This is a genomic window from Enterobacter cloacae complex sp. IR5450, assembly GCF_049238665.1.
GTDB classification, from domain to species: domain Bacteria; phylum Pseudomonadota; class Gammaproteobacteria; order Enterobacterales; family Enterobacteriaceae; genus Enterobacter; species Enterobacter hormaechei_C.
The window spans coordinates 101,261-127,031 of the sequence record NZ_JBMKIC010000011.1; the positions used below are offsets into that span (position 1 = coordinate 101,261).

At 54.4% G+C, this 25,771-nt stretch carries 23 protein-coding genes and 1 pseudogene; 6 read left to right on the forward strand and 18 right to left on the reverse strand.

Going from position 1 to position 25,771, the window contains the following annotated elements; all coding sequences use genetic code 11:
• Position 1 precedes the first annotated feature (1 nt).
• The 8 genes from ACOTYB_RS11275 to zwf all read right to left on the reverse strand — a co-directional run bounded on the left by ACOTYB_RS11275 (position 2) and on the right by zwf (position 10,600).
• Entirely contained in the window at positions 2 to 721 is a 720-nt protein-coding gene (locus tag ACOTYB_RS11275) for a T6SS immunity protein Tli3 family protein (protein ID WP_129329620.1), read from the reverse strand.
• A 3-nt stretch (positions 722 to 724) separates the two neighbouring features.
• Complete coding sequence (locus tag ACOTYB_RS11280; protein ID WP_220153155.1) at positions 725 to 1,432, reverse strand: T6SS immunity protein Tli3 family protein; 708 nt, start codon at positions 1,430 to 1,432, stop codon at positions 725 to 727.
• A gap of 3 nt (positions 1,433 to 1,435) precedes the next feature.
• Positions 1,436 to 3,556 (reverse strand): T6SS effector phospholipase Tle3 domain-containing protein, encoded by a 2,121-nt coding sequence (locus ACOTYB_RS11285; RefSeq protein ID WP_023314346.1) that lies wholly within the window; start codon positions 3,554 to 3,556, stop codon positions 1,436 to 1,438.
• Positions 3,553 to 4,335, reverse strand: a complete 783-nt coding sequence (locus ACOTYB_RS11290) for a DUF2345 domain-containing protein (RefSeq protein WP_317578221.1) — start codon at positions 4,333 to 4,335, stop codon at positions 3,553 to 3,555. The genes ACOTYB_RS11285 and ACOTYB_RS11290 overlap by 4 nt, the downstream gene beginning before the upstream one ends.
• Positions 4,336 to 4,362: 27 nt before the next feature.
• Positions 4,363 to 6,066 (reverse strand): type VI secretion system Vgr family protein, encoded by a 1,704-nt coding sequence (locus ACOTYB_RS11295; protein WP_421765813.1) that lies wholly within the window; start codon positions 6,064 to 6,066, stop codon positions 4,363 to 4,365.
• Positions 6,067 to 6,398: 332 nt separating this feature from the next.
• Complete coding sequence (gene kdgA, locus ACOTYB_RS11300; RefSeq protein WP_003859774.1) at positions 6,399 to 7,040, reverse strand: bifunctional 4-hydroxy-2-oxoglutarate aldolase/2-dehydro-3-deoxy-phosphogluconate aldolase; 642 nt, start codon at positions 7,038 to 7,040, stop codon at positions 6,399 to 6,401.
• Between the two features lie 39 nt (positions 7,041 to 7,079).
• Complete coding sequence (gene edd, locus ACOTYB_RS11305) at positions 7,080 to 8,891, reverse strand: phosphogluconate dehydratase (protein ID WP_421765814.1); 1,812 nt, start codon at positions 8,889 to 8,891, stop codon at positions 7,080 to 7,082.
• Between the two features lie 233 nt (positions 8,892 to 9,124).
• Positions 9,125 to 10,600 (reverse strand): glucose-6-phosphate dehydrogenase, encoded by a 1,476-nt coding sequence (gene zwf / locus ACOTYB_RS11310; protein ID WP_003859771.1) that lies wholly within the window; start codon positions 10,598 to 10,600, stop codon positions 9,125 to 9,127.
• A 356-nt stretch (positions 10,601 to 10,956) separates the two neighbouring features.
• On the opposite strand from zwf, the gene ACOTYB_RS11315 reads away from it, so the two are divergent.
• Both ACOTYB_RS11315 and pyk read left to right on the forward strand, forming a co-directional pair.
• Entirely contained in the window at positions 10,957 to 11,826 is an 870-nt protein-coding gene (locus ACOTYB_RS11315; RefSeq protein WP_003859769.1) for a MurR/RpiR family transcriptional regulator, read from the forward strand.
• Positions 11,827 to 11,940: 114 nt separating this feature from the next.
• Positions 11,941 to 13,383, forward strand: a complete 1,443-nt coding sequence (gene pyk, locus ACOTYB_RS11320) for a pyruvate kinase (RefSeq protein ID WP_003859767.1) — start codon at positions 11,941 to 11,943, stop codon at positions 13,381 to 13,383.
• A gap of 43 nt (positions 13,384 to 13,426) precedes the next feature.
• On the opposite strand, the gene lpxM is transcribed toward pyk, so the two are convergent.
• The 3 genes from lpxM to znuA form a co-directional block, all read right to left on the reverse strand.
• The gene (gene lpxM / locus ACOTYB_RS11325) at positions 13,427 to 14,398 is read right to left on the reverse strand and encodes a lauroyl-Kdo(2)-lipid IV(A) myristoyltransferase (protein WP_022651444.1); all 972 of its coding nucleotides are present in this window, start codon (positions 14,396 to 14,398) and stop codon (positions 13,427 to 13,429) included.
• A 117-nt stretch (positions 14,399 to 14,515) separates the two neighbouring features.
• On the reverse strand, positions 14,516 to 15,835 hold the full coding sequence (gene mepM / locus ACOTYB_RS11330; RefSeq protein ID WP_003859762.1) for a murein DD-endopeptidase MepM: 1,320 nt from the start codon (positions 15,833 to 15,835) through the stop codon (positions 14,516 to 14,518).
• 15 nt (positions 15,836 to 15,850) lie between these two features.
• Positions 15,851 to 16,795: a zinc ABC transporter substrate-binding protein ZnuA gene (gene znuA / locus ACOTYB_RS11335; RefSeq protein WP_421765816.1), complete on the reverse strand. Its 945-nt coding sequence runs from the start codon at positions 16,793 to 16,795 to the stop codon at positions 15,851 to 15,853.
• Positions 16,796 to 16,872: 77 nt separating this feature from the next.
• Between znuA and znuC the strand changes: the two genes are divergently transcribed.
• Together znuC and znuB are read left to right on the forward strand one after the other, a co-directional pair.
• The gene (znuC, locus tag ACOTYB_RS11340; RefSeq protein ID WP_003859757.1) at positions 16,873 to 17,628 is read left to right on the forward strand and encodes a zinc ABC transporter ATP-binding protein ZnuC; all 756 of its coding nucleotides are present in this window, start codon (positions 16,873 to 16,875) and stop codon (positions 17,626 to 17,628) included.
• Positions 17,625 to 18,410 (forward strand): zinc ABC transporter permease subunit ZnuB, encoded by a 786-nt coding sequence (znuB, locus tag ACOTYB_RS11345; protein WP_003859755.1) that lies wholly within the window; start codon positions 17,625 to 17,627, stop codon positions 18,408 to 18,410. Before znuC ends, znuB begins: the two co-directional genes overlap by 4 nt.
• 52 nt (positions 18,411 to 18,462) lie before the next feature.
• Here the strand turns inward: znuB and ruvB are convergent, their stop codons facing one another.
• The 6 genes from ruvB to aspS form a co-directional block, all read right to left on the reverse strand.
• On the reverse strand, positions 18,463 to 19,473 hold the full coding sequence (gene ruvB, locus ACOTYB_RS11350; RefSeq protein WP_003859753.1) for a Holliday junction branch migration DNA helicase RuvB: 1,011 nt from the start codon (positions 19,471 to 19,473) through the stop codon (positions 18,463 to 18,465).
• An 8-nt stretch (positions 19,474 to 19,481) separates the two neighbouring features.
• On the reverse strand, positions 19,482 to 20,096 hold the full coding sequence (ruvA, locus tag ACOTYB_RS11355; protein ID WP_003859751.1) for a Holliday junction branch migration protein RuvA: 615 nt from the start codon (positions 20,094 to 20,096) through the stop codon (positions 19,482 to 19,484).
• Positions 20,097 to 20,176: 80 nt separating this feature from the next.
• Positions 20,177 to 20,698, reverse strand: a complete 522-nt coding sequence (gene ruvC, locus ACOTYB_RS11360) for a crossover junction endodeoxyribonuclease RuvC (protein WP_003859749.1) — start codon at positions 20,696 to 20,698, stop codon at positions 20,177 to 20,179.
• Positions 20,699 to 20,732: 34 nt separating this feature from the next.
• A complete protein-coding gene (locus ACOTYB_RS11365; RefSeq protein ID WP_003859747.1) occupies positions 20,733 to 21,473 on the reverse strand; it encodes a YebC/PmpR family DNA-binding transcriptional regulator in 741 nt (246 codons plus the stop codon).
• A 27-nt stretch (positions 21,474 to 21,500) separates the two neighbouring features.
• The gene (gene nudB, locus ACOTYB_RS11370) at positions 21,501 to 21,944 is read right to left on the reverse strand and encodes a dihydroneopterin triphosphate diphosphatase (RefSeq protein ID WP_003859745.1); all 444 of its coding nucleotides are present in this window, start codon (positions 21,942 to 21,944) and stop codon (positions 21,501 to 21,503) included.
• Between the two features lies 1 nt (position 21,945).
• Entirely contained in the window at positions 21,946 to 23,718 is a 1,773-nt protein-coding gene (gene aspS, locus ACOTYB_RS11375) for an aspartate--tRNA ligase (protein ID WP_021240440.1), read from the reverse strand.
• A gap of 262 nt (positions 23,719 to 23,980) precedes the next feature.
• On the opposite strand from aspS, the gene ACOTYB_RS11380 reads away from it, so the two are divergent.
• The gene (locus tag ACOTYB_RS11380) at positions 23,981 to 24,547 is read left to right on the forward strand and encodes a hydrolase (RefSeq protein ID WP_017384353.1); all 567 of its coding nucleotides are present in this window, start codon (positions 23,981 to 23,983) and stop codon (positions 24,545 to 24,547) included.
• Positions 24,544 to 25,038: pseudogene (locus ACOTYB_RS11385) on the forward strand (DUF72 domain-containing protein); the annotation flags it as partial. The gene ACOTYB_RS11380 and the pseudogene ACOTYB_RS11385, both read left to right, overlap by 4 nt.
• 27 nt (positions 25,039 to 25,065) lie before the next feature.
• Here ACOTYB_RS11385 and ACOTYB_RS11390 read toward each other — a convergent pair.
• Positions 25,066 to 25,716 carry a hypothetical protein gene (locus ACOTYB_RS11390; RefSeq protein ID WP_421765815.1) on the reverse strand — a complete coding sequence of 217 codons (651 nt, stop codon included), beginning with the start codon at positions 25,714 to 25,716 and terminating at the stop codon, positions 25,066 to 25,068.
• Between the last annotated feature and the right edge of the window lie 55 nt (positions 25,717 to 25,771).

Genomic DNA, 25,771 nt, shown 5'->3' on the forward strand with positions numbered 1-25,771 from the left:
GTTATCGCCCCGCATCCATATCACAGCGCATATGATCCCAGCCGGTATAGCCTTTCACGTCGGGTACACTGTCGGGTAGGTCCTGATAGTTTGTCTTAAATTGAGCTATATCTTCGTGCAGACCTTCTTTGGTGATGTAATCCAGCCCCCAAGCAGGACCAGAAGAACCGGGTTCCAGCTTCCCGCTGACTTTGTTTCCCATTCCGTCATCCACGGTATAGGCAATCCCCGGCCCGCCGGGCAGAATGCGCGGGTCTTCAAATGGCTTTGATGACATATAAAGCCGGTGTTTGGTCAGTAAAAAGCCCTGATCGTTGACGACAGTGAAAGATATGACATCATCATAATAAGGAGCGTTACTTCCATCAGGTTCATTGCTCCCTGGTGACATAGATGCACCACCTCTTTCCCACGTTTTCCCATAGTCTTTTGATACTGAAAAACCACCAGTAACATTTCCCCACCACGGAATTGCAAGATAGTGCTCTGAAGGATGCACGAATTTTTTGGTAAAGATTCGATAAAACTGACTGGCAATTTGTGAATGGATACCTTTCTTAGTATCGCTAAACCAGAGTTCACCTTCGCAATCCCACCCTTTCAGTTCGAGATAACGATGTTCATCGAACCGATAAACAACCTGTGTGGGCGGTTCTTTGGCCTGGCATCCGGTCGCCAGCACAACGGACGTCGCTGCGAGAACGGTACATAATCCTTTCATCAGTTATCGCCCCGCATCCATATCACAGCGCATATAATCCCAGCCGGTATAGCCTTTCACGTCGGGTACGCTGTCGGGTAAATCTTGCCAGTTAGCCTTAAATTGCTGTGTGCTGTGCTTAAGCCCCTGCTTAGTCATATAGACCATTCCCCAGGCCCAGCCAGGGAAACGGGGGTCCAGCGTATCGCTTACTTTATTTCCCATTCCGTCATCCACGGTATAGGCAATCCCCGGCCCGCCGGGCAGAATGCGCGGGTCTTCAAATGGCTTTGATGACATATACAGCCGGTGTTTGGTTAGTAAAAAGCCCTGATCGTTGACGACGGTGAAAGAAATAATATCCTCATAGGATGGTTGGTTAGTACCATCGGGCTCATTAGGCCCTACCGAAAAAAACTGGGGAGACCATGTTTTACCATAATCTTTTGAAATCATTGTTCCTGGGTCATCCCAGGTGGGTATGGCAATATATCGTTCAGAAGGATGAACAAATTTTTTGGTGAAAATCCGATAAAATTGACTGACGGGCCTGGTATGAATACCCCGAAGAGTATCCGTATACCAGAGTTCACCTTCGCAGCCCCAGCCTTTCAATTCGAGAAAACGGTGATCATCGAACCGGTAAACAACCTGTGTCGGTGGCTCTTTCGCCTGGCAGCCCGTCGCCAGAACAATGGTAGTAATCGCCAGTCCTATAAATAATGTTTTCATGCTCTATCCTTGAACTAGTTGGCTCTCACTTTTGGGTTTAGGCATATCCCATTGCAGATTTGTCATTACCTGATTTCCTGCGGTTAGATCTCGGGACGGTTTTATAGTTGTAGAATTGTTAAAATGATTTTTCACACCATAGTCGCCTTTCGGTAGTACTTCATCAGGCCAGTTCATATAAAATTTAGTTTGTGTCTCTGGTAATTTTCCGCTTCGATAATATTCTAATGCTGGTTCATAACCGTTCTGCGGATCGCGCCAGTCCGCACGATGTAACAACCCTTCCCAAAATTTCCCCGCCTGATAATCGAATGATTTGCACTGCCCAATAGCCAAATCAAACGCCATAGCGTGCGATGGCGCAAATTCGCTCATCACAATAGAGGAGTGCTGGCTGTAGCCTACCGGGTCAATTTTCTGCCATTCCGCTTGCAGTTCTTCCGGTGTTTTCTTCCAGGTAAGGGTAACTAACTGAAAATCACGCGAACCTGACACCTCACCATAAATAACCTCATGCTTGCGTTCAAAACTCTCTTCTTTAAGCTCTGAAGCAGATAAAACGTGACCAGGCTGCCAGCCAATATTTTGATAGCGGTTCACAGCAAAGGTTGTCGTTACCGTGCGCTTAATGGCGCTGGCTTTGGCGGAATAGGAAATGTAGGCGTCCGGGCTGTCCGGATCGACATAATAGGTATACGGTTTATCACTGGTTTTAGGATCGTTATCCGGGTGATTATCCTCCCCCTGGAGTTTGAAAATAAAAGGTTCCGGTAACTCCTCACCGTTTATTACCACATCGCGAGCGCTGTAACTGGCGTTCGTGAGAAAGGCATATTTTGCATCCCCCTCATTTCGCGGTGGTAGCTCAAAGGGGTTAGCGTCAGGGATGTTTCCTACTTCACCATGCTGGTAAAACACACGCTGAAACAGATTCGGTATATCACTGGCAATATTCTGAGGAATGCCCCGCCAGCCAAACCCCTGCACATTCTCCAGCGACACGACGCCATCGTTCGGGCAAAAGTAGTTATACACTTTACCGTCGTTGCTTCGGCAATATCTGTCATCCGTTCGCAGCGGATTATCGGAAGGTTTACGCAGGGTACAGGAGGCCTCCAGAGCCTGTAATTCGCTCTCTGCCATTTTCCCACCCCCTTTCCATTGCGTATGCATCAGGCGACAGAAATTTTTAAATGTCTGCTGTCTGGCATCGTCGGTCTGTTGATAACCCGGCTGAATATTTTCAGCCACGCGCGACTCAAGAGAATACGGTGAGTGATTAAGAATCACACAGTTTACCGGAGCATACCCGGCCTGTTTCACCAGCATATTTGCCAGCATAGTAATAATCGTGCCCTGACTATGGGCCACAACGTTAATCACATCTTTCGCCGTAATCGGCTCACTTCGAACCTGAATAATCAAATCCGCCAGCCGTTGAGCGGCAAAAAACTGGTAAATGCGGTGCGGGTTTTCATAAATGGGATGGGTAAAATCGCCATCATTGAAGTGCAGCGAGGCAAATCCCGCAGCGGCAACGCCGAAGCCACCGGCGCCGGGCCCCAGCATATCCGGGATCGTCGTCGTCGCGTTGGCAAAGGTCCCGCCCCCCTTGGCAAAACTCTTATCAAGTGCGTTCTTAAAGTTATCGTTCTGGTACTGAAACGGCCCTTTTCCGTCATTACCCAGCGACTTTTTATTCGTCTCGTTATCTTCCTGGTACGCATCATAGGGAAGATGCGCTTTGTCACTCAGCTTCCCGACTTCCTCCCGGTAGCGCTTCTGGTCCGCCCGGTAGTCAGCATGCGTAACCGGTTTATATCCCCAGTAAAACGGGATGATGGGGGAACGCCCTGGAGTGATAATTCTGTAGTCTTTCCATTCGTGGGCGTAAAAATCCTGCCGGTTAAGTCGCTTACCCAGCCCGGCAAGTATACCTTTCTCCTGGTTCTGGTAGGCTTCACCCACGTCGTTCACGCCATGGACGAGGATCACAATGCCGGGCATCGGGCGCGGTATCCCGACGTTGCGCGTCTGGGCGACTTCGCCCAGGGTTTTGTGTACCGGAATATCGCCTTCTGATACCACCCGTGGAGCGTAGGGTTTTGTCTTCGCCTCCGTCATTCCATTATCTCCATTTTATAGCTGTCGAGGTCGTCAGCATCGAGCAGGGGTGAACGACCGCAGCTGTCCGTCACGCCTTCCACCACCTGTCCGGATGCACTGGTCAGCCTGAATTTTTTGTTTGCCAGAATTTGCTCCGGATCATCGCCGGCGTGCAGTTTGTAGCGAAGTTTAAAGGCGCCTTTCTCAAAGGATGGCGTCGGTACCGACACACTTTCCGGACCGTCGTATTTCAGGCTCGGCGCTTTGAGCTCAATGCCCGTCGGCGAGAAAATGGTGACCAGTCCGGTCGGGCTGATACGGATCCCGCCGCCCCCGCAGACAAACTGCATTCCCTTTCTGGCACTGCCGTTCATTTTCCCGGCGGTGCTCGTCAGCGTGAAATCCTGCTGCGACAGCATGTGCATTTCGCCCCGCTGCGCCTGCGTCGTAATATCCCCCGCACCGGCAATCATCTGGATGCCGAGTTTGCGGGCAAACAGCGACAGTTTTTCCCCTACGGCCAGCGAGAATTTTTTCACCACATTCACGCTGGCATTCCCGCCCGCTGTGGCAATCAGGTCTTTCCCGGCGGAAAGTTGCAGGCTGTCCGGCGTAACCAGCGCAATTCCACTTTTTCCATATGCCAAAATACCGGGCTCCGCGAGATGACTCAGCGTCTGGCTGAGCGCATTTTGCCGATCGGTTTCCACATTACTCGCACCTGCCGTAAGCGCACTTTGTTGTAGGGTCATCGCCAGCGATAACGCCTTTTCAAGTTGTGTAATAGCCGCTGTCATATCCAGTTGCTTACCCCCCGCGCGGGACTATGCTTCCGTGGTGATCATCACGCCTTTGGCAGCACGCAGCGCCATCCAGTCGTCGGTGCGAGCCTCCACACCTTCCCCGCGCTTTTTGCCTTCAGCATCAACCAGGTGGCCCACACTCACTTGCCCTTTGCCGTACTCGGTAGAGATTTTGATGTGTTCCTGCCCGCGACGATCTTCAAGACGGATCTTGTTCAACGCGGCTGTGCGGATCACGTTTCGGGTATCGTTACGGTTTGTGACTAAATCCGGGTGGCTGCCGTCGTGCATGACATGGGCGATATAAGGTCTGTCCGGGTCGCCGCCTTCGAAACCAACGGCAACTTCAGTCCCCTCCAGTAGCGGAAAGTGAATACCAAAGGTGTCACCGGCGTACGGCCTGCCGAGGCGTACCAGGGCGCTTTCGAATCCGACCCGTTTTTCATCAAGGTCAAAATCGAACTTAACCCTGTAGCGCCCAACCGCATCAAGTCCGGCATAGGTTTTATCTCCCCCGATAGCCTTCACTCTGGCGGGCACCGTTCCGGCTATCCCCGGCCGGGATAAGTATTCAGGACGGAAGCTATAGCCCTGGATATAGGGGATCCCAGAAAGTACGGCGCGATAGTGTTCAGCACGGCTGCCGCGGATAGTCATCGCAGTTATCACAAACCCGGACTTAAACCCGTCAGGTACAGGCCCTGAGGGATAAAACATAATGCCTGGCTGAAGCTCGGGATCGCTGGTTGTCGCCCCCAGAAGACTCTGTCCGTTCAACAGGCGTTCATAACGCAGACGAGCGTAAAATGCGGCGGTTTCCGCCTCTTCACCGTGAAAATCCCCCGCAGTCAGATAGTGATCGGCATAGTGATAGTGTTGGCCTGTCGTTACACCTTCGGGAATATCGCTCGTTTTAACGGTCTTATCCGTCTGCGGCGATTGCGGGTCACGGTAGTTATAGGTGCGAACCAACACATTTTTGGGGATCAGGCCGTGCTGCTCCTCCAGATCGGTAATGTATTCGCTATAACTGGTCATGCCTGAATGTCGGACATAAGGCATCTGTTTGTCGCTGAAGTTGTAACGACGCGCAGAATCCCCAAAAATAACGACGGTTTCCGTTTTCACTTTGTTGTGATTCTCAAATCGGAACCAGATCCCTATCTCTGCCAGCAGCCGACGGATGAACCGCAAATCGGTTTCTTTCCACTGAACGATCATTTCCCGTCGTGGATAACTGTGGCTCAGTTGGTCAAAATCAATGTTGTAGCCGCCAAAGTGACCACTGTCCTTCATAAGCTTTGTAACGAGCTCCGGGACTGTCATGTTCATATAAACCGCAGAACGGTAATTTTGATCCAGCAGCGCCAGCTCATGCTCCAGCACGCATTCATACAGTGCTTCGTCACCTGAAGACATCAGCCGCGAAAATTGGGTGATCGTGCCATTAATCTGGCGAACCGGCAGCCAGGAGGTTTGCCCATGCCATGAGGCTTCCAGATTGGGTGCACGCAGAATAAACTCAGCCCTTTGATTAAGAACAGCATTAATGGCAATGTTTAGATCCGGACTGGTAAAGCGAATGGTATAGCGATAAGGCTCGCTTAATATCTCTTTTCCTGTAAAAGAATGAACATCTGAAATAACATTTTTGCTACGCGGGAAATACAATAAATATCTGTTTAACGTGTCCTGCCTTTGAGCTACCTCAGATTCCCCTGACATTATTAGCTATCCTTTTAACAAACATTCCGTTCATTAAAAACAATACACCCATCGCTCCCCCATTAAAATACCCAACTTCAGGTTGAATTAATTCACGGGAAGTGAATCTATTCACAGAATAAATAAAAAAGGACCAGACAATTTTATCACACATAAATTCAGAATGATTTATTCATCAAATATATAAGTGAAGGATTATTTAATAATGAAAAATAATACGCCGGGGTTAGGGATATTAGAAATGTTGTGTAGAGAAGAAGAACTTATACATGCTGGTCACATAAAGTGACCAGCATCAGGCCAGAGGGCCTGCTTTATGCATTGGGCATTTGTTACTGTTTCGCGCCTTCTACCGCTTCGCGAGCCAGTTTAGTGATGCGATCCCAGTCGCCTGCTTCCAGCGCATCCGCCGGAACCAGCCAGGAGCCACCGATGCACAGCACGCTTTTCAGCGCCAGGTAGTCACGGTAGTTTGCCGGAGAGATGCCGCCCGTTGGGCAGAAACGCACCTGGGAGAATGGGCCCGCAATCGCCTGCAACGCTTTGGTGCCGCCGTTCGCTTCAGCCGGGAAGAATTTGAATTCTTTCAGGCCGTAGTCCATGCCCAGCATCAGTTCAGAAACGGTGCTGATACCCGGGATCAGCGGAATAGAACCTTCGGTTGCGGCTTTCAGCAGGGGCTCGGTCAGCCCCGGGCTGATGGCAAACTGTGCGCCCGCTTCGGTCACTTCCGCCAGCTGCTGCGCATTCAGAACCGTACCTGCACCGATGATCGCTTCCGGCACTTCTTTGGCGATAGCGCGAATCGCATCCATCGCACAGGCCGTACGCAGGGTCACTTCCAGAACACGAACGCCACCCGCAACCAGCGCCTTCGCCATTGGGACAGCGTGCTCAAGTTTGTTTACCACAATAACCGGCACGACAGGGCCAGTAGTCAGGATTGCTTCTGCACTTGTTTTCCAGTTTTTCATCAGAGTTTTCTCTCGCCAGATCGTTAAAATCAAGTCGTCTTAAAACGTAATACAGGTTGCGCCCTGCTCCGCACCGGAGAGTTTCTCACGCAACGCACCAAACATTTCGCGTCCGGTACCCACGCGGGATGCGCTCAGGTCAGGAATATGTGGCTGACGCGCCGCCAGCTCTGCTTCGTCCACCAGCAGGGTTAATTCGCCTGTCTGACCGTTAACGCGGATCATGTCACCATCACGCACTTTCGCCAGCAGGCCGCCGTCGTAGGCTTCCGGGGTGACATGAATCGCTGAAGGCACTTTACCGGATGCCCCCGAGAGGCGTCCATCGGTCACCAGTGCAATTTTGAAACGGCGGTCCAATAATACACCAAGCGGCGGCATAAGTTTATGTAATTCTGGCATCCCGTTCGCTTTTGGTCCCTGATGACGCACCACGACCACACAGTCTTTATCAAGCAGACCCGCGTCAAAAGCAGGTAAAACGTCGTGCTGGCTTTCAAACACCACCGCCGGGGCTTCAATCACCTGATTCTCTTCCGGCACGGCAGAGGTTTTCATCACGGCACGTCCAAGGTTACCGCTCAGCACTTTGGTGCCGCCGTGAGGAGAGAATGGCTGTTCGAAGGTTGCGATAACCTGAGGATCGAGCGAGTCGCTCGCTCCTTCGCGCCAGTCCAGCTCACCGTTGTTCAGCCAGGGTTCAAGGGTATAGCGATGCAGGCCAAAGCCCGCCACCGTGTTGACATCCTCATGCAGCAGGCCGCCTTTCAGCAGCTCGCGCATCAGCACCGGCACGCCGCCCGCGGCCTGGAAGTGGTTGATGTCCGCCGGACCGTTCGGGTACAGACGCGCCATCAGCGGTACCACGGAGGAGATATCGGAGAAGTCATCCCAGTTGATCAGAATGCCCGCCGCGCGCGCCATCGCGACAAGGTGCATGGTATGGTTGGTTGAACCGCCGGTCGCCAGCAGGGCGACAATCCCGTTTACGATAACTTTTTCATCCACCATTTTGCCCATTGGCATCCACTCGTTGCCGTTACCGGTCAGACGCGTCACCTGACGGGCTGCGGCTTCGGTCAGCGCTTTACGCAGTGGCGCATCCGGCTGGATGAACGACGAGCCCGGTAGCTGCATCCCCATAAACTCCACCACCATCTGGTTGGTGTTGGCCGTACCGTAGAACGTACAGGTGCCCGGCGCGTGATAAGACGCGGCTTCCGCTTCCAGCAGTGCCTGACGGTCCGCTTTTCCTTCGGCATACAGCTGACGGATACGGACTTTTTCCTTGTTTGGCAGACCGCTAGCCATCGGGCCTGACGGCACAAAAATCGCTGGCAGATGGCCAAACGACAGCGCGGCCATCACCAGCCTCGGGACGATTTTGTCGCACACGCCCAGATAGAGCGCGCCATCAAACATATTGTGAGACAGGCCCACTGCCGCCGACATGGCGATCACTTCGCGGCTCAGCAGGGACAGCTCCATACCGTCCTGGCCCTGGGTTACGCCATCACACATGGCCGGCACGCCGCCTGCAACCTGGCCCACCGCGTTCACGCTGTGCAGCGCATTGCGGATGATAGACGGGTAGACCTCATACGGCTGGTGGGCTGAAAGCATGTCGTTATAGGAGGTAATGATGGCGATATTGTTACGCAACATGCTTTTCAGCGCGTCTTTATCACCAGGCTGGCAGGCCGCAAAGCCGTGGGCCAGATTCCCGCAGGCCAGCTGTGAGCGATGGACCGTTTCACTCTTCGCCTGTTCGATGCGGGCAAGGTAGGCAGCACGGGTCTCTTTCGAGCGTTCAACAATGCGTTGTGTTACGCGTAACAATGTCGGATTCATAAAAGCTCCTCTAATTTATCTGTCCAGGCTCGGGAGTTTACACAGTTTCTGACGGTTGTTAACAACGCTGAAACGCCTGATATCCGGAGCACAGGGGCAAAATGTCTGAAGGGAGTGTAATAAAAAAAGCTCCGCGGGTGAATCCACGCGGAGCTTAAAAGATAAAAATTATGCCACTTGCTGTGTTAGATCATGTTACCGGTAAAATAACACCTTTGGGCTAGAGAAGGTGGTTATTCAAACTCGTTCCAGGAGCGGCCATCACGGGTGATCATCGCAACGGAGGCGACAGGTCCCCATGTTCCCGCCTGATACGGTTTTGGCGCGTCCTGGTCGGCTGCCCACGCTTCGGTGATGGAGTCGACCCACTTCCACGCCTCTTCCACTTCATCGCGGCGGACGAACAGCGCCTGGATACCACGCATGGTTTCCAGCAGCAGACGCTCGTAAGCATCGGCCAGATGCGTCTGGTTGAAGGTTTCAGAGTAGCTCAGGTCGAGCTTGGTGGTTTGCAGGTTGTGTTTGTGATCAAGACCCGGCACTTTGTTCAGGATCTGAATATCCACACCCTCGTCCGGTTGCAGACGGATGGTCAGTTTGTTCTGCGGCAGTTCCTGCCAGGATTCTTTGAACAGGTTCAGTTCCGGATTTTTGAAGTAGACCACCACTTCGGAGCATTTTGCTGGCAGACGTTTCCCGGTACGCAGGTAGAACGGCACACCGGCCCAGCGCCAGTCGTCGATATCCACGCGGATCGCCACAAACGTCTCGGTGTTGCTGGACTTGTTCGCGCCCTCTTCTTCCAGATAGCCAGGAACTTTTTTCCCCTGGGCAAAACCTGCGGTGTACTGGCCGCGCACGGTTTTCTCACGCACGTTGGAGCGGTCAATACGGCGCAGTGATTTCAGCACTTTCACTTTGGCGTCACGAATGCTGTCGGCCGTCAGATCTGACGGTGGAGACATGGCAATCATGCACAGAATTTGCAGCAGGTGGTTCTGGATCATGTCACGCATCTGGCCGGCCTGGTCGAAGTAGCCCCAACGGCCTTCGATGCCCACCTCTTCCGCCACGGTAATTTCCACGTGGTCGATAGTGCGGTTGTCCCAGTTGTTCACAAACAGGGAGTTGGCAAAACGCAGCGCCAGCAGGTTCAGTACCGTCTCTTTGCCCAGATAGTGGTCAATACGGTAAACCTGACACTCCTCAAAGAACTCGCCTACCTGGTCGTTGATTTCACGCGAGGTCGCCAGCGACGTACCCAGCGGTTTCTCCATCACTACGCGCGCCGGTTTGGCGTTCAGCTTCGCCTCGCCCAGACCTTTGCAGATGGCGCCGAAGGTGCTTGGCGGCATGGCGAAATAGTTAATAGTGACACGATTTTCCTGGTCAAGCATTTCACCCAGACGGGTAAAGGCGCCTACATCGTTGACGTCCAGGTTGCAGAAATCGAGACGCCCGCTCAGCTTATCCCAAAGGCTTTCATCGATTTTCTCTTTCATGAACGTTTCGAGCGCCTCACGCACGACTTTGGTATAAGCCTCCTTATCCCAGTCTGCGCGCCCTACCCCAAGGATCCGGGTGTCGGGATGGATCTGGCCCGCTTTTTCGAGCTGATACAGGGAAGGCAGCAATTTTCGGCGTGCAAGATCGCCTTTCGCGCCGAAAATGACCAGGTCACATGCCTGGGCTGTTTGCGTTACCGCCATGTCATTCTCCTCAGTTAGATCGCCTGGTACTCTGCCAGGTATCGTTGTAATTTTATTACAATGCACTGTACTGCTTTTACGCGTTTCCTGAAACCATTAGCGCTTAACGTCACGTGCGATACGGTGATTTTTCGTCGCCTGGGCCATTACGCCCGTCTGATGACGCAACAAACGTCGATTCTTTGCGCAACGGGGTCAGAGCAAAACCCGACGTCGATCAAGTAATGAAAAAAAACAACAACATTTCTTGTCGACGATTACCCTTTCGGGAGTCCTGGGGGTAATATCGGCTAAATCGAATCAAGGTTTCATCTCTTTATGAAATCGTTTATGCCCTCATGAGCGTCTTGTTAACAATGAACATGCTGGAAAAAATCCAGTTTCAACTGGAACACCTTAGCAAATCCGAGCGCAAAGTGGCTGAAGTTATTCTCGCCGCGCCCGCTCAGGCGATTCATTCAAGCATCGCCGCTCTGGCACAGGAATCGGGCGTCAGCGAACCGACGGTCAATCGATTCTGTCGTAGTCTGGACACGCGCGGCTTTCCTGATTTTAAACTGCATCTGGCCCAAAGTCTGGCAAACGGCACCCCGTATGTTAATCGCAATGTCGATGAAGACGACAGCGTTGATGCATACACCGCAAAAATATTTGAATCGGCAATGGCCACGCTCGACCACGTTCGCCAGTCTCTGGACATGAGTTCAGTAAATCGCGCGGTCGATCTTCTCACGCAGGCCAAACGGATTGCCTTCTTTGGCCTTGGCTCGTCCGCCGCCGTGGCGCATGACGCCATGAATAAGTTCTTTCGCTTTAACGTGCCGGTGATTTACTCCGATGACATTGTGCTGCAACGCATGAGCTGTATGAATTGTAGCGAAGATGATGTCGTGGTACTCATCTCTCATACGGGCCGCACCAAGAGCCAGGTGGAGCTGGCGCAGCTCGCGCGTGACAACGATGCGATGGTCATCGCCCTGACGACGGCAGGTACGCCGCTCGCCCGGGAAGCGACGCTCGCCATTACCCTGGACGTACCGGAGGATACCGACATGTACATGCCGATGGTCTCCCGCCTGGCGCAGTTGACGGTCATCGACGTGCTGGCGACCGGTTTTACCTTACGCCGGGGCGCAAAATTCCGGGATAACTTGAAGCGGGTCAAGGAAGCCCTGAAAGAATCGCGTTTTGATAAAGAATTGCTTATAAAGAGCGATGTTCCCTAATAACGACGAAGTACGATTTACGGCATTCGGTCCCCTCGCTACTGCCTTGCGATAGATGAAGGCCGATTCTATGTTCACGCAACACCAAAGTTGTTTCAGTCAACGGAGTATTACATGTCCAGAAGGCTTCGCAGAACCAAGATCGTCACCACCTTAGGCCCGGCCACCGACCGCGATAATAACCTCGAAAAGATTATCGCCGCGGGTGCTAACGTGGTGCGTATGAACTTCTCTCACGGTACGCCAGAAGACCATAAATTACGTGCCGACAAAGTGCGTGAAATCGCAGCTAAACTGGGCCGCCATGTTGCTATCCTCGGTGACCTGCAAGGTCCAAAAATCCGCGTATCGACCTTCAAAGAAGGTAAAGTCTTCCTCAACATCGGCGATAAATTTCTGCTGGATGCCAACCTGAGCAAAGGCGAAGGCGATAAGGAAAAAGTGGGTATCGACTACAAAGGTCTGCCTGCTGACGTTGTGCCTGGCGACATCCTGCTGCTGGACGACGGACGCGTACAGCTGAAAGTGCTGGAAGTTCAGGGTATGAAGGTATTCACCGAAGTGACCGTCGGCGGCCCGCTCTCCAACAACAAAGGCATCAACAAACTCGGCGGTGGCCTGTCTGCCGAAGCGCTGACCGATAAAGACAAAGCGGATATCGTGACCGCAGCGCAGATCGGCGTGGATTATCTGGCCGTCTCCTTCCCGCGCTGCGGTGAAGATCTGAACTATGCTCGCCGCCTGGCGCGCGATGCAGGCTGCGATGCGAAAATCGTTGCAAAAGTGGAACGCGCTGAAGCGGTCTGCGATCAGGACGCGATGGACGACGTGATCCTGGCGTCTGACGTGGTGATGGTTGCCCGTGGTGACCTGGGCGTGGAAATTGGCGACCCTGAACTGGTCGGTATCCAGAAAGCGCTGATCCGTCGCGCGCGTCAGCTGAACCGCGCGGTGATCACCGCCACCCAGATGATGGAATCCATGATCACCAACCCAATGCCGACCCGTGCAGAAGTCATGGACGTGGCGAACGCCGTGCTGGATGGTACTGACGCGGTGATGCTGTCAGCGGAAACCGCGGCGGGCCAGTATCCGGCGGAAACCGTGGCCGCCATGGCGCGCGTCTGCCTGGGTGCAGAGAAGATCCCAAGCATTAACGTCTCCAAGCACCGCCTGGATATCCAGTTCGACAATGTGGAAGAAGCGATTGCGATGTCCGCGATGTACGCAGCCAACCACCTGAAAGGGGTCACGGCGATCATCACCATGACCGAATCTGGCCGTACCGCGCTAATGACGTCCCGTATCAGCTCCGGTCTGCCGATCTTCGCCATGTCCCGTCACGAGCGTACGCTGAACCTGACGGCGCTGTATCGCGGCGTGACGCCAGTATACTTCGACAGCACCAACGACGGCGTGGCCGCCGCGCACGATGCCGTGAACCTGCTGCGCGACAAAGGTTATCTGGTATCCGGTGATATCGTTATCGTGACGCAGGGTGACGTGATGAGCACCATCGGCTCAACCAATACCACCCGCGTACTGACCGTAGAGTAAGCTCTGATCCCCTCTCCCCTAAGGGGAGAGGGGTGAAGGTTTCCTATTTCTTCGGGAAAAGTTCTTTACGCTTGTACGGCTCTGTTTCGCCAGGTTTACGCGTTTTGAGCAGCTTCAGGATCCACGTATATTGCTCCTTATGCGGCCCCACCAGCACTTCCACCTCTTCATTCATGCGGCGTGCGATGGTGTGATCGTCTGCGGTCAGCAGATCGTCCATCGGCGGACGTACCTCAATGCTCAGGCGATGCGTTTTACCGTCATAAGCCGGGAACAGTGGGATCACGCGGGCGCGGCAGACTTTCATCAGGCGACCAATCGCTGGTAGCGTGGCTTTATAGGTTGCGAAGAAATCGACAAACTCGCTGTGCTCAGGACCATGGTCCTGATCGGGCAGATAGTAGCCCCAGTAACCCTGACGTACCGACTGAATGAAAGGCTTAATGCCATCGTTTCTGGCGTGCAAGCGTCCGCCAAAGCGACGGCGCACGGTATTCCAGACGAAATCGTAGATTTTGTTTCCCTGATTATGGAACATCGCCGCCATTTTCTGGCCCTGCGACGCCATTAACATCGCCGGAATGTCGACCCCCCAGCCGTGCGGCACCAGGAAAATCACCTTTTCATCATTGCGACGCATCTCGTCGATGATCTCCAGCCCTTTCCAGTCAACGCGTTCGACGATCTTCTCCGGCCCTTTCAGCGCCAGTTCCGCCATCATCGCCATCGCCTGCGGCGCAGTGGTATACATGTCATCAATGATTGCTTCGCGTTCGGCGTCGCTTTTATCCGGGAAACAGTACAACAGGTTTATTTGCGCGCGTCGGCGCGCGCTTTTACCCAAGCGCCCTGCCAGGCGCCCCACTTTACCGAGCACCGGATCGCGAAGGGAAGCAGGTAGCAACGCCATGCCAGCAAACGCGTATACGCCAATCCAGGCGCCCCAGTTACGCGGGTGGCGAAAAGATTTTTCAAACTCAGGAATGTACTCAATATTGTTTTTTTTGGTTTCCATGCGGGTTCCAGGGTCTGGTGACGCAAAAATATATGCGGATAGTGTAGCGAGGCTGCCGCCCGCGCACAAAAGAAAAAGCCGGCGCATACTGACGCCGGCTTTTTAAATCAGGAGAGCTTAGTCGAAGCGCAGCTGCGGCATCACCTCTTTCACCTGCGCCAGGTAATCTTTGCGATCTTTTCCGGTCAGCCCTTCGGTGCGCGGCAGTTTCGCCGTCAGCGGGTTAACCGCCTGCTGGTTGATCCACACTTCATAGTGCAGGTGCGGCCCCGTCGACCGGCCGGTGTTACCGGACAGCGCGATGCGATCGCCACGTTTCACCTTTTGGCCCGGTTTGACCAGCAGTTTACGCAGGTGCATGTAGCGGGTGGTGTACGTACGACCGTGACGAATAGCAACGTAATAGCCAGCAGCACCGCTGCGTTTCGCCATGACCACTTCACCATCTCCTACCGCCAGCACTGGCGTGCCCTGCGGCATAGCGAAGTCAACGCCACGGTGCGGCGCTACGCGGCCCGTTACCGGGTTCAGACGACGCGGGTTAAAGTTGGAGGAGACGCGGAACTGTTTCGCCGTTGGGAAACGCAGGAAGCCTTTTGCCAGACCCGTACCGCTGCGGTCATAGAACTTACCGTCTTCCGCGCGAATAGCGTAGTAGTCTTTGCCGTCTGAACGCAGACGAACGCCCACCAGCTGGCTCTGCTCGCGCTTACCGTCCAGCATTTCGCGGGACATCAGGACAGAGAACTGATCGCCTTTTTTCAGTTTGCGGAAATCCATCTGCCACTGCATGGCTTTGATCACCGAGCTGATTTCAGCGCTGGTCAGGCCGGCATCGCGTGCGCTGGAAACAAAGCTGCCGCCGACGGTCCCTTTCATGACGCTGTTAACCCAGTCGCCCTGCTGCAATTCACTGGTCATTTTGAAACCGTTTGCAGTGCGATCGTAGGTGCGGGTTTCGCGACGGGACATCTCCCAGGTCAAACGTTGCAGATCGCCGTCGGGCGTTAAGGTCCAGGAAAGTTGCTGACCAATTTTCAGGTTACGCAGCTCTTTATCGGATGCGGCGAGCTGGCTGATGTTGCCCATGTCGATACCGTACTGGTTCAGGACGCTGCTCAGCGTATCGCCAGTGGATACAACATATTCATGAATGCCAGCTTCATTCTGGATCTTGTCATCCAGCTCATCCTGGGGAATCGCTTCATCTTCCTGAGCGGCCTGATCGATAGGCTCGCTGGCCTCGGGCAGCAGAGAGCGGATCTCGCTCTTCTCCAGTTCGATGGTTTTGATGATTGGGGCGGAACTCGGGTGGTAAACATAGGGCCGCCAGACGGCGACCGCTAATGTGAGAACTGTAAGCGACCCCAGCATAACGCGGTGGGGTCGAGGCAGATTGTTAAATGCCAGGGCGACAGAGCGGGCTATCTGTTGCACGTATTCACTTCCTCGTTAATCTCCTTTCAGGCAGCTCGCATACTTATTCGCCAGTTGGCTGAGGAACTGCGAATAGCTCGCTTTGCTCAACTGGATGTTCGTACCTAGCGGGTCAAGGGTTCCCATGCGCACGGATGTTCCCCTGGCCACGGCTTCTACGACCGCTGGCCTGAACTGTGGCTCAGCAAAAACGCATGTCGCTTTTTGCTCAACCAACTGTGTTCTGATTTCATGTAAACGCTGCGCACCAGGCTGAATTTCAGGGTTGACGGTAAAATGCCCCAGCGGGGTCAGACCGTAATGTTTCTCGTAATACCCGTAGGCATCATGAAAAACGAAGTACCCTTTTCCTTTAAGCGGTGCGAGCTCGTTACCCACCTGTTTGTCGGTTGCGGCTAATTGAGCCTCAAAATCCTTCAGGTTGGCGTCGAGTTTGATTCGACTTTGCGGCATAAGTTCCACTAATTTGTCGTGGATTGCAACCGCTGTAAGCCGCGCTATCTCTGGGGAGAGCCAGAGATGCATGTTGTATTCACCGTGATGGTGATGGTCGTCACCTTTTTCACCATGAGCATGGTCGTGGTCATGCTCATCACCCTCGTCCTCAGCTCCTTTCATGAGTAACGGTTTCACGCCGGACAGCCCGGCAATCGTCACCTGTTTCTCAGCGGGAAGCTGTCTGGCTGACTTCTGCATGAACGCTTCCATCTCAGGACCAATCCAGACGACTAAGTCCGCGTTCTGTAAGCGTTTTACATCAGATGGACGCAGAGAATAATCATGCTCGGAAGCCCCGTCAGGCAGCAGAACCTGTGTCTCAGTGACCCCGTCCGCGATGGCAGAGGCGATAAATCCAAGCGGTTTAAGCGAAGCGACAACAGCGGCGTTAACATCTTGTGCTGTTGTACCCCAAAGAGCAGCGGATAAAGCTGCGAAAAGAAGCGTATTTTTCTGTAACATAATGCGACTAATCATCGTAATGAATGCGTGGAATGTGATATTATAACATTCGATGACTTCTGCAAGCTTAAATTGACATGACGACTTTAGTTTCTCTTGAAAATGTTTCGGTCTCATTCGGCCAGCGCCGCGTCCTTTCTGACGTGTCGCTGAATCTGAAGCCCGGCAAAATACTCACGCTGCTCGGCCCTAACGGTGCAGGCAAATCGACGCTGGTGCGCGTCGTATTAGGCCTGGTAGCCCCTGACGCAGGTGTTATCGTCCGCGAAGACAAATTGCGTATCGGCTATGTGCCGCAAAAATTACATCTTGATGCCACCTTGCCCCTGACGGTGAGCCGCTTCCTGCGCCTCCGTCCCGGTACGCGTAAAGCGGATATCCTCCCGGCGCTGAAACGCGTTCAGGCGGGACATCTTGTTGAGGCGCCCTTGCAAAAGCTGTCGGGCGGTGAAACCCAGCGCGTATTGCTTGCCCGTGCCCTGCTCAGCAGCCCTCAGCTGCTGGTCCTGGACGAGCCGACGCAGGGTGTTGACGTCAACGGTCAGGTTGCGCTGTACGATCTGATTGACCAGCTCCGTCGGGAGCTTAACTGCGCGGTGCTGATGGTCTCCCATGATCTGCATCTGGTGATGGCCAAAACCGACGAAGTACTGTGCCTGAACCATCACATTTGTTGTTCCGGCACGCCGGAAGTGGTGTCAATGCATCCCGAATTTATCTCCATGTTTGGCCATCGTGGCGCCGAACAGCTGGGCATCTATCGCCATAATCACAATCACCGCCATGATTTACAGGGACGAATTGTCCTGCGTCGGGGAAATGGACACTCATGATTGAACTGTTACTGCCCGGCTGGCTGGCCGGGATTATGCTTGCCTGCGCCGCGGGTCCACTCGGCTCGTTTGTCGTCTGGCGCAGAATGTCCTATTTCGGCGATACGCTGGCCCATGCTTCATTGCTGGGTGTCGCGTTTGGTTTATTACTGGACGTGAACCCGTTTTATGCGGTGATTGTCGTCACGCTGCTGCTGGCTGCCGGTCTGGTCTGGCTGGAAAAACGCCCTCACCTGGCAATTGATACCCTGCTCGGCATTATGGCGCACAGCGCCCTGTCGCTGGGCCTGGTGGTAGTGAGCCTGATGTCAAACATCCGCGTAGATCTGATGGCCTACCTGTTTGGCGATCTGCTGGCCGTCACGCCCGAAGATCTCATTTCCATTGCCATTGGCGTGGCGGTGGTGCTCGGGATCCTGCTGTGGCAGTGGCGGAGTTTACTGGCGATGACCGTCAGCCCGGATCTGGCCTTTGTCGACGGCGTGAAGCTTCAGCGCGTGAAGCTGCTGTTGATGCTGGTGACGGCGTTAACCATCGGCGTGGCGATGAAGTTTGTCGGCGCGCTGATCATCACGTCGCTGCTGATAATCCCTGCCGCCACGGCGCGCCGTTTTGCGCGTACGCCGGAGCAAATGGCCGGTATCGCGGTGATTATCGGAATGATTGCGGTGACGGGCGGGTTAACCTTCTCGGCGTTTTATGACACGCCAGCGGGGCCGTCGGTGGTATTGTGCGCGGCGGTGTTGTTTATTTTCAGTATGATGAAAAAGACCGCGCAGTAGTCAGCATGTCCCCGGTGGCGCTTCGCTTACCGGGGCTAGAATTTATCGCTACTTACGGCATCGCGGGCGGCGTAATGCCGAAATGATTCCACGCCCGCACCGTCGCCATACGACCGCGCGGGGTACGCTGCAAGAAGCCTTGCTGGATCAGATACGGCTCCAGCACATCTTCGATAGTCTCACGCTCTTCGCCAATTGCCGCCGCCAGGTTATCCAGCCCTACTGGCCCGCCAAAGAACTTATCCAGCACCGCCAGCAGCAGCTTACGGTCCATATAGTCAAAACCTTCAGCATCGACGTTCAGCATATCCAGCGCCTGGGCGGCGATCTCGGCCGATATAGTGCCGTCGTGCTTCACCTCGGCAAAGTCACGCACCCGGCGCAGCAGGCGGTTGGCGATACGCGGCGTACCGCGGGAGCGCTTCGCCACTTCAAACGCCCCCTCTTCGCTCATATCCAGCCCCATGTAGCGCGCGCTGCGCCCCACAATATGCTGAAGGTCGGGCACCTGATAAAACTCCAGACGCTGCACGATACCAAAACGGTCACGCAGTGGAGAGGTCAGCGAGCCGGCGCGGGTCGTGGCGCCAATCAGGGTAAACGGTGGCAGATCGATTTTGATCGAGCGCGCGGCCGGACCTTCACCGATCATGATATCCAGCTGGTAATCCTCCATTGCCGGATAGAGCACTTCCTCCACCACCGGCGACAGGCGATGGATCTCGTCGATAAACAGCACGTCATGCGGTTCGAGGTTGGTCAGCATCGCCGCCAGGTCCCCTGCTTTCTCCAGTACCGGGCCGGAAGTGGTACGCAGGTTAACGCCCATTTCGTTGGCGACGATATTCGCCAGGGTGGTTTTACCTAACCCCGGCGGACCAAAAATCAGCAGGTGATCGAGCGCATCGCCGCGCAGCTTTGCCGCCTGGATGAAAATCTCCATCTGAGAACGAACCTGCGGCTGGCCGATATACTCATCCAGCAGTTTGGGACGGATCGCGCGATCCACCACGTCATCTGGCTGAATGGTGCCTGCCGATACCAGGCGGTCTGCTTCAATCATCCTTTACCTCACAATGCAGCGCGCAGCGCTTCACGAATCAGGGTTTCACTGCTGGCATCCGGTTTAGCAATTTTGCTCACCATCCGGCTGGCCTCCTGAGGTTTATAGCCCAGCGCCACCAGCGCGGCAACCGCTTCCTGCTCGGCATCATCATCCGATGCAGGCGCGCCCGGGGAAGTCAGCACCAGATCGGCTGCCGGCGTGAACAGATCGCCATGCAGACCTTTAAAGCGGTCCTTCATCTCGACAATTAAACGCTCGGCAGTTTTCTTCCCGATGCCCGGAAGTTTAATTAACGCAGCCGGATCTTCACGCTCAACGGCGTTCACAAACTGTGGCGCTGACATACCGGACAGAATCGCAAGCGCCAGCTTCGGCCCGACGCCGTTGGTTTTGATCAATTCGCGGAACAGGGTGCGTTCCTGTTTGTTATTGAATCCGTACAGCAGCTGAGCGTCTTCACGCACCACAAACTGGGTAAAGACAACCGCCTCTTTGCCCGCCTCCGGCAGCTCGTAGAAGCAGGTCATCGGCATATGGACTTCATAGCCCACGCCACCCACTTCCAGCAGCACTAACGGGGGTTGTTTTTCAATAATGATGCCTCTGAGTCTGCCTATCACGTGACGCTCCTGCGTTCTGGAAGAAATTATCTGCCGACATAATAAAAAAAGGCTGGATAAACATCCAGCCTGATTTGTCATTATCGTAACCTGCCTCGCGCCAGATTGAGCCGCGACTCGCTCATTTGCATCGCATTCTGGCTGACGTGACAGTGGGTAATCGCAATGGCCAGCGCATCCGCGGCGTCGGCCTGCGGGTTCGCAGGGAGCTTCAGCAGGGTACGCACCATGTGCTGCACCTGGCTTTTCTCCGCGCTACCAATGCCCACCACCGTCTGCTTAACCTGACGGGCCGCATACTCGAACACCGGCAGATCCTGGTTCACGGCGGCAACAATCGCCACGCCGCGCGCCTGACCGAGCTTTAACGCCGAGTCAGCATTTTTCGCCATAAAGACCTGCTCGATGGCGAAATAGTCCGGCTGAAACTGGGTGATGATCTCCGACACGCCCGCATAGATGAGCTTCAGGCGCGACGGCAGATCGTCCACTTTGGTGCGAATACACCCACTGCCGAGGTAGGTTAACTGGCGTCCCACCTGACGGATAACGCCATACCCGGTGACGCGTGAGCCTGGGTCAATCCCGAGAATAATCGACATCACGCGTCTCCTGTAACGGATCTACACGCTCTCATCAGAGAGTCGCTGCAACCTCATCAGAGATTTCACCGTTGTGGTACACTTCCTGTACGTCGTCGCAGTCTTCGAGCATGTCGATCAGACGCAGCAGTTTCGGTGCGGTTTCCGCATCCATGTCCGCTTTGGTAGACGGGATCATGGAGACTTCAGCGTTATCCGCCTTCAGGCCAGCCGCTTCCAGCGCATCGCGCACGGCACCCATCTCTTCCCATGCGGTGTAAACATCAATAGCGCCGTCGTCGTAGGTCACCACGTCTTCCGCACCGGCTTCCAGCGCCGCTTCCATGATCGCATCTTCGTCGCCTTTCTCGAAGGAGATGACGCCTTTTTTGCTGAACAGGTACGCTACAGAACCGTCAGTGCCCAGGTTGCCGCCGGTTTTGGTGAACGCGTGGCGCACTTCCGCAACGGTACGGTTACGGTTGTCGGACAGACACTCAACCATCACCGCCGTACCGCCAGGACCGTAACCTTCATAAATGATGGTTTCCATGTTCGCGTCTTCATCACCGCCCACGCCACGTGCGATTGCACGGTTCAGGGTGTCACGCGTCATGTTGTTGGACAGGGCTTTATCCACCGCCGCGCGCAGACGTGGGTTAGAGGCCGGATCGCCGCCGCCCAGACGCGCCGCTGTCACCAGCTCACGAATGATTTTGGTAAAGATTTTACCGCGTTTGGCATCCTGTGCCGCTTTGCGGTGTTTGGTGTTGGCCCACTTACTATGACCTGCCATAAAAAGTTCTCCAAAAATCGCGCCTTCTCAGGCAGCGTTAATTACAAATTCTTCAATCGCCTGCCGGTTGCTCCACGACTTGGTCAGTGCGGCGGCATCCGCCGCATCCACCCAGCGGTAGGTCAGGTGTTCCGTGAACACGATCTCCCGCTCATGGGGAAGCGCAAGGCAGAACCATGATTCCGTATTGCGCTCAATTCCCGGTGCATAGCGATGACGTAAATGGCTAAAAATTTCAAACTCCACCGTGCGCTGACAGTCCTTCAGGGTCAGTTGCTCGTAAGCAACATCAATGGCGACCTCTTCCTTTACTTCACGCGCGGCGGCCTGCGGTGCGGTCTCCCCCTCTTCCAGGCTGCCGGTAACCGACTGCCAGAAATCCGGATCGTCGCGCCGCTGCAACATCAGCACCCGCTTCGTGTCTTCTGCATAAATGACCACCAGAACCGAAACGGGACGCTTATATGCCATATCAGTTTTTCTCTTCCTTCTTCACCACCTCAATGCCCAGCTCAGCCAGCGCGGCCGGGTTGGCAAAGCTTGGCGCTTCAGTCATCAGACACGCCGCTGCGGTGGTTTTCGGGAAGGCGATCACATCACGGATGTTATCGGTGCCGGTCAGCAGCATGGTCAAACGGTCAAGACCGAAAGCCAGACCCGCGTGCGGAGGGGTACCGTACTTCAGGGCGTCCAGCAGGAAGCCAAACTTCTCGCGCTGCTCCTGTTCGTTGATGCCCAGGATGCCAAACACGGTCTGCTGCATTTCGCCGCTGTGAATACGCACGGAACCACCGCCCACTTCGTAGCCGTTGATGACCATATCGTAGGCGTTGGCGACGGCCTCTTCCGGTGCCGCTTTCAGCTCGGCAGCCGTCATGTCTTTTGGCGAGGTGAACGGGTGGTGCATCGCGGTCAGGCCGCCTTCACCGTCGTCTTCAAACATCGGGAAGTCGATCACCCACAGCGGCGCCCATTTACTTTCGTCGGTCAGGTTCAGGTCTTTGCCGAGCTTCAGACGCAGCGCACCCATCGCATCCGCAACCACTTTCTTGTTGTCTGCGCCGAAGAAGATCATGTCGCCGTCCTGCGCACCGGTGCGCTCAAGGATCGCTTCCACGATGTCCGCATTCAGGAATTTCGCCACCGGGCTGGTGATGCCTTCCAGACCTTTTGCACGCTCGGTTACTTTAATATAGGCCAGACCTTTCGCGCCGTAGATCTTGATGAAGTTGCCGTAGTCGTCAATCTGCTTACGGCTCAGGGCAGCACCGCCCGGCACGCGCAGTGCCGCCACGCGGCCTTTCGGATCGTTAGCCGGGCCAGCAAAGACCGCGAACTCAACGGCTTTCACCAGGTCTGCCACGTCCACCAGCTCCATCGGGTTACGCAGGTCTGGTTTGTCGGAGCCGTAGCGACGCTCGGCTTCCGCGAAGGTCATGATTGGAAAATCGCCCAGCTCAACGCCTTTCACGTCATTCCACAGGCTACGCACCAGGGCTTCCATCACTTCACGCACCTGCTCAGCGGTCATGAAGGAGGTTTCCACATCGATCTGGGTAAATTCTGGCTGACGGTCAGCGCGCAGGTCTTCGTCGCGGAAGCATTTCACGATCTGATAGTAGCGATCGAAGCCAGACATCATCAGCAGCTGTTTGAACAGCTGTGGAGACTGCGGCAGCGCATAGAATTTGCCTTTATGGACGCGGGATGGCACCAGGTAATCGCGCGCGCCTTCCGGCGTGGCTTTGGTCAGCATCGGTGTTTCGATATCAAGGAAACCGTGGTCATCCATAAAACGGCGCACCAGGCTGGTGATTTTCGCACGGGTTTTCAGGCGCTGAGCCATTTCCGGACGACGCAGATCCAGGTAGCGGTATTTCAGACGCGCTTCTTCGGTGTTGACGTGGTTGGAGTCCAGCGGCAACGCTTCCGCGCGGTTGATGATCGTCAGATCGGACGCCAGCACTTCGATAGCGCCGGTCGCCATGTCGGCGTTGACGTTTTTCTCGTCACGCGCACGCACGGTGCCCGTCACCTGAATGCAGAACTCATTGCGCAGCTCAGAAGCCAGCTTCAACGCATCAGCGCGATCCGGATCGAAGAACACCTGAACGATACCTTCGCGGTCACGCATATCAATAAAGATAAGGCTACCAAGATCGCGACGACGATTGACCCAACCACACAGGGTGACCTGCTGCCCGACGTGGGACTGACGCAGCTGCCCGCAATATTCTGTACGCATGAGATATCCCTTAATTAGCCGCAGGCTGATTGTCGCCTGTCTCGCAGGCTACGATGTCGCAGCTTTCTGTATGTCACAACTGGATGAAAAAAGGCGGCTATTATACTGGAAATTCTGCCGCACGATAAGAGCGAAGCACGGCCTGACGCGCGTTTGCTGAACTCTTATTGCCTATTCTCACAAAAATTAACAAAATTATCCGACCGATAACAGGCCATCACGTCTTAAGGTGTAGAAAAGCAATCATTTGACGGGAGCGACGATGTTTACACTTGATGCCACCAAAACCGCCCTTGTGGTCATTGATTTACAGGAAGGCATTCTGCCTTTTGCCGGTGGTCCGCACACCGCTGACGATGTGGTCAGCCGCGCTGCGCGCCTGGCAGAAAAATGCCGCGCCAGCGGCTCGCCTGTTGTTATGGTGCGCGTCGGCTGGTCCGCTGATTTCGCCGAAGCGTTAAAACAGCCGGTTGATGCTCAGGCCCCGGCGCAGGCGCTGCCGGACAACTGGTGGACATATCCTGTCTCGCTCGGTAAACGCGACAGCGATATAGAAGTCACCAAACGCCAGTGGGGCGCATTCTACGGCACCGACCTGGAGCTCCAGCTGCGCCGTCGCGGGATCGACACGATTATTCTGTGCGGGATCTCCACCAATATCGGTGTGGAATCCACCGCCCGTAACGCCTGGGAGCTGGGCTTTAACCTGGTGATCGCGGAAGATGCGTGCAGCGCAGCCTCTGCGGATCAGCACCAGGGCAGCATGACCCATATCTTCCCGCGTATCGGTCGCGTGCGCAGCACGGATGAGATCCTCAGCGCGCTATGATGTACGTGGGCCTGCCCCAGTGGTCGCACCCGAAATGGGTGCGCCTGGGTATTACCAGCCTTGAAGAGTATGCCCGACACTTTAACTGCGTGGAGGGCAATACCACGCTGTACGCTCTGCCCCGCGCGGAGATCGTCGAACGCTGGCGCGAGCAAACCACCGACGACTTCCGCTTTTGCTTTAAATTCCCGGCGACCATCTCCCACAACGCCGCGCTGCGCAACTGCGATGATTTAACCCACGAGTTTTTCACCCGGATGTCGCCTCTGGCCAACCGTATTGGCCAGTACTGGCTCCAGCTTCCCGCCACGTTTGGCCCACGCGACCTGCCCGCCCTCTGGCAGTTTCTCGAGGCCCTGCCACTTGACTTCACCTACGGCGTAGAAGTGAGGCATCCGGAATTCTTTGCCAAAGGCGACGCGGAGAAAGCGCTCAATCGCGGCCTGCATGAACGATCGGTCAACCGCGTGATCCTGGAGAGACCTTTCTATTGATACACTTTCCCTCTCAGACTGAAATCACTTATTTTGAAGATTAATCTCTGATGTTTCGCTTTGGTTGAGTTTAACCTCTTCAATAAATTCAGCTACGCTCCGTTTTTTCCTTATACCATTCTTCAGAGCATTCCTTTGTTCTGAAAGCTCGAAGTCTTCCACGCTGAACAAATCAGAAATTTCATCCACCAATTGCTGAACTGACCTTCTGTCATCAAGTCTTAGGGCTTTTTCTAACAGAATCGTAACGTTTATCGCAATATCTTGAATCTTTTGCTTTTCCTTTAACAACTCTTCAAAATCGGCTTTCTCATCCTCAAGTTTTTTAGTAAGAAGTTCAATTTTTTCATCAAGGATTTTCTTTTGGGTTTCAAGCTCTTCAGTTAGTATCTGCTCGCGCTTGCCTCTTTCGACTTCAGTCTGTATATCAGCGTTGATTTTGGCAATTTCAACATCCACTGCCATATCTGATTGAACCTTAAGCTTTGATAGCTTGATGTTATCTTGAAACACTCTCTCCTTGGACTGAAAAACATTATCCTTGTATCTGTCATCAGCCCACCTATGTGCCTGAGACAGGAGCCACTGAGCATAGGGTGAGACAACAGCCAAAATGCTGCCAGAAAGGATGGGGGCAAACACGTAATACTGAATCGCCACAGGTTTAACAGACACCTCAGAGTCATTTAAGATGACTTAAAGAGAGGTACCCATGAGCGGTAAGCGTTAT

What these genes read in the sequence shown, in the direction of transcription:
- ACOTYB_RS11275 (WP_129329620.1), bottom strand. Translation starts at nt 721, where the DNA reads ATGAAAGGATTATGTACCGTTCTCGCAGCGACGTCCGTTGTGCTGGCG.
- ACOTYB_RS11280 (WP_220153155.1), bottom strand. Translation starts at nt 1,432, where the DNA reads ATGAAAACATTATTTATAGGACTGGCGATTACTACCATTGTTCTGGCG.
- ACOTYB_RS11285 (WP_023314346.1), bottom strand. Translation starts at nt 3,556, where the DNA reads ATGACGGAGGCGAAGACAAAACCCTACGCTCCACGGGTGGTATCAGAA.
- ACOTYB_RS11290 (WP_317578221.1), bottom strand. Translation starts at nt 4,335, where the DNA reads ATGACAGCGGCTATTACACAACTTGAAAAGGCGTTATCGCTGGCGATG.
- ACOTYB_RS11295 (WP_421765813.1), bottom strand. Translation starts at nt 6,066, where the DNA reads ATGTCAGGGGAATCTGAGGTAGCTCAAAGGCAGGACACGTTAAACAGA.
- kdgA (WP_003859774.1), bottom strand. Translation starts at nt 7,040, where the DNA reads ATGAAAAACTGGAAAACAAGTGCAGAAGCAATCCTGACTACTGGCCCT.
- edd (WP_421765814.1), bottom strand. Translation starts at nt 8,891, where the DNA reads ATGAATCCGACATTGTTACGCGTAACACAACGCATTGTTGAACGCTCG.
- zwf (WP_003859771.1), bottom strand. Translation starts at nt 10,600, where the DNA reads ATGGCGGTAACGCAAACAGCCCAGGCATGTGACCTGGTCATTTTCGGC.
- ACOTYB_RS11315 (WP_003859769.1), top strand. Translation starts at nt 10,957, where the DNA reads ATGAACATGCTGGAAAAAATCCAGTTTCAACTGGAACACCTTAGCAAA.
- pyk (WP_003859767.1), top strand. Translation starts at nt 11,941, where the DNA reads ATGTCCAGAAGGCTTCGCAGAACCAAGATCGTCACCACCTTAGGCCCG.
- lpxM (WP_022651444.1), bottom strand. Translation starts at nt 14,398, where the DNA reads ATGGAAACCAAAAAAAACAATATTGAGTACATTCCTGAGTTTGAAAAA.
- znuA (WP_421765816.1), bottom strand. Translation starts at nt 16,795, where the DNA reads ATGTTACAGAAAAATACGCTTCTTTTCGCAGCTTTATCCGCTGCTCTT.
- znuC (WP_003859757.1), top strand. Translation starts at nt 16,873, where the DNA reads ATGACGACTTTAGTTTCTCTTGAAAATGTTTCGGTCTCATTCGGCCAG.
- znuB (WP_003859755.1), top strand. Translation starts at nt 17,625, where the DNA reads ATGATTGAACTGTTACTGCCCGGCTGGCTGGCCGGGATTATGCTTGCC.
- ruvB (WP_003859753.1), bottom strand. Translation starts at nt 19,473, where the DNA reads ATGATTGAAGCAGACCGCCTGGTATCGGCAGGCACCATTCAGCCAGAT.
- ruvC (WP_003859749.1), bottom strand. Translation starts at nt 20,698, where the DNA reads ATGTCGATTATTCTCGGGATTGACCCAGGCTCACGCGTCACCGGGTAT.
- ACOTYB_RS11365 (WP_003859747.1), bottom strand. Translation starts at nt 21,473, where the DNA reads ATGGCAGGTCATAGTAAGTGGGCCAACACCAAACACCGCAAAGCGGCA.
- nudB (WP_003859745.1), bottom strand. Translation starts at nt 21,944, where the DNA reads ATGGCATATAAGCGTCCCGTTTCGGTTCTGGTGGTCATTTATGCAGAA.
- aspS (WP_021240440.1), bottom strand. Translation starts at nt 23,718, where the DNA reads ATGCGTACAGAATATTGCGGGCAGCTGCGTCAGTCCCACGTCGGGCAG.
- ACOTYB_RS11380 (WP_017384353.1), top strand. Translation starts at nt 23,981, where the DNA reads ATGTTTACACTTGATGCCACCAAAACCGCCCTTGTGGTCATTGATTTA.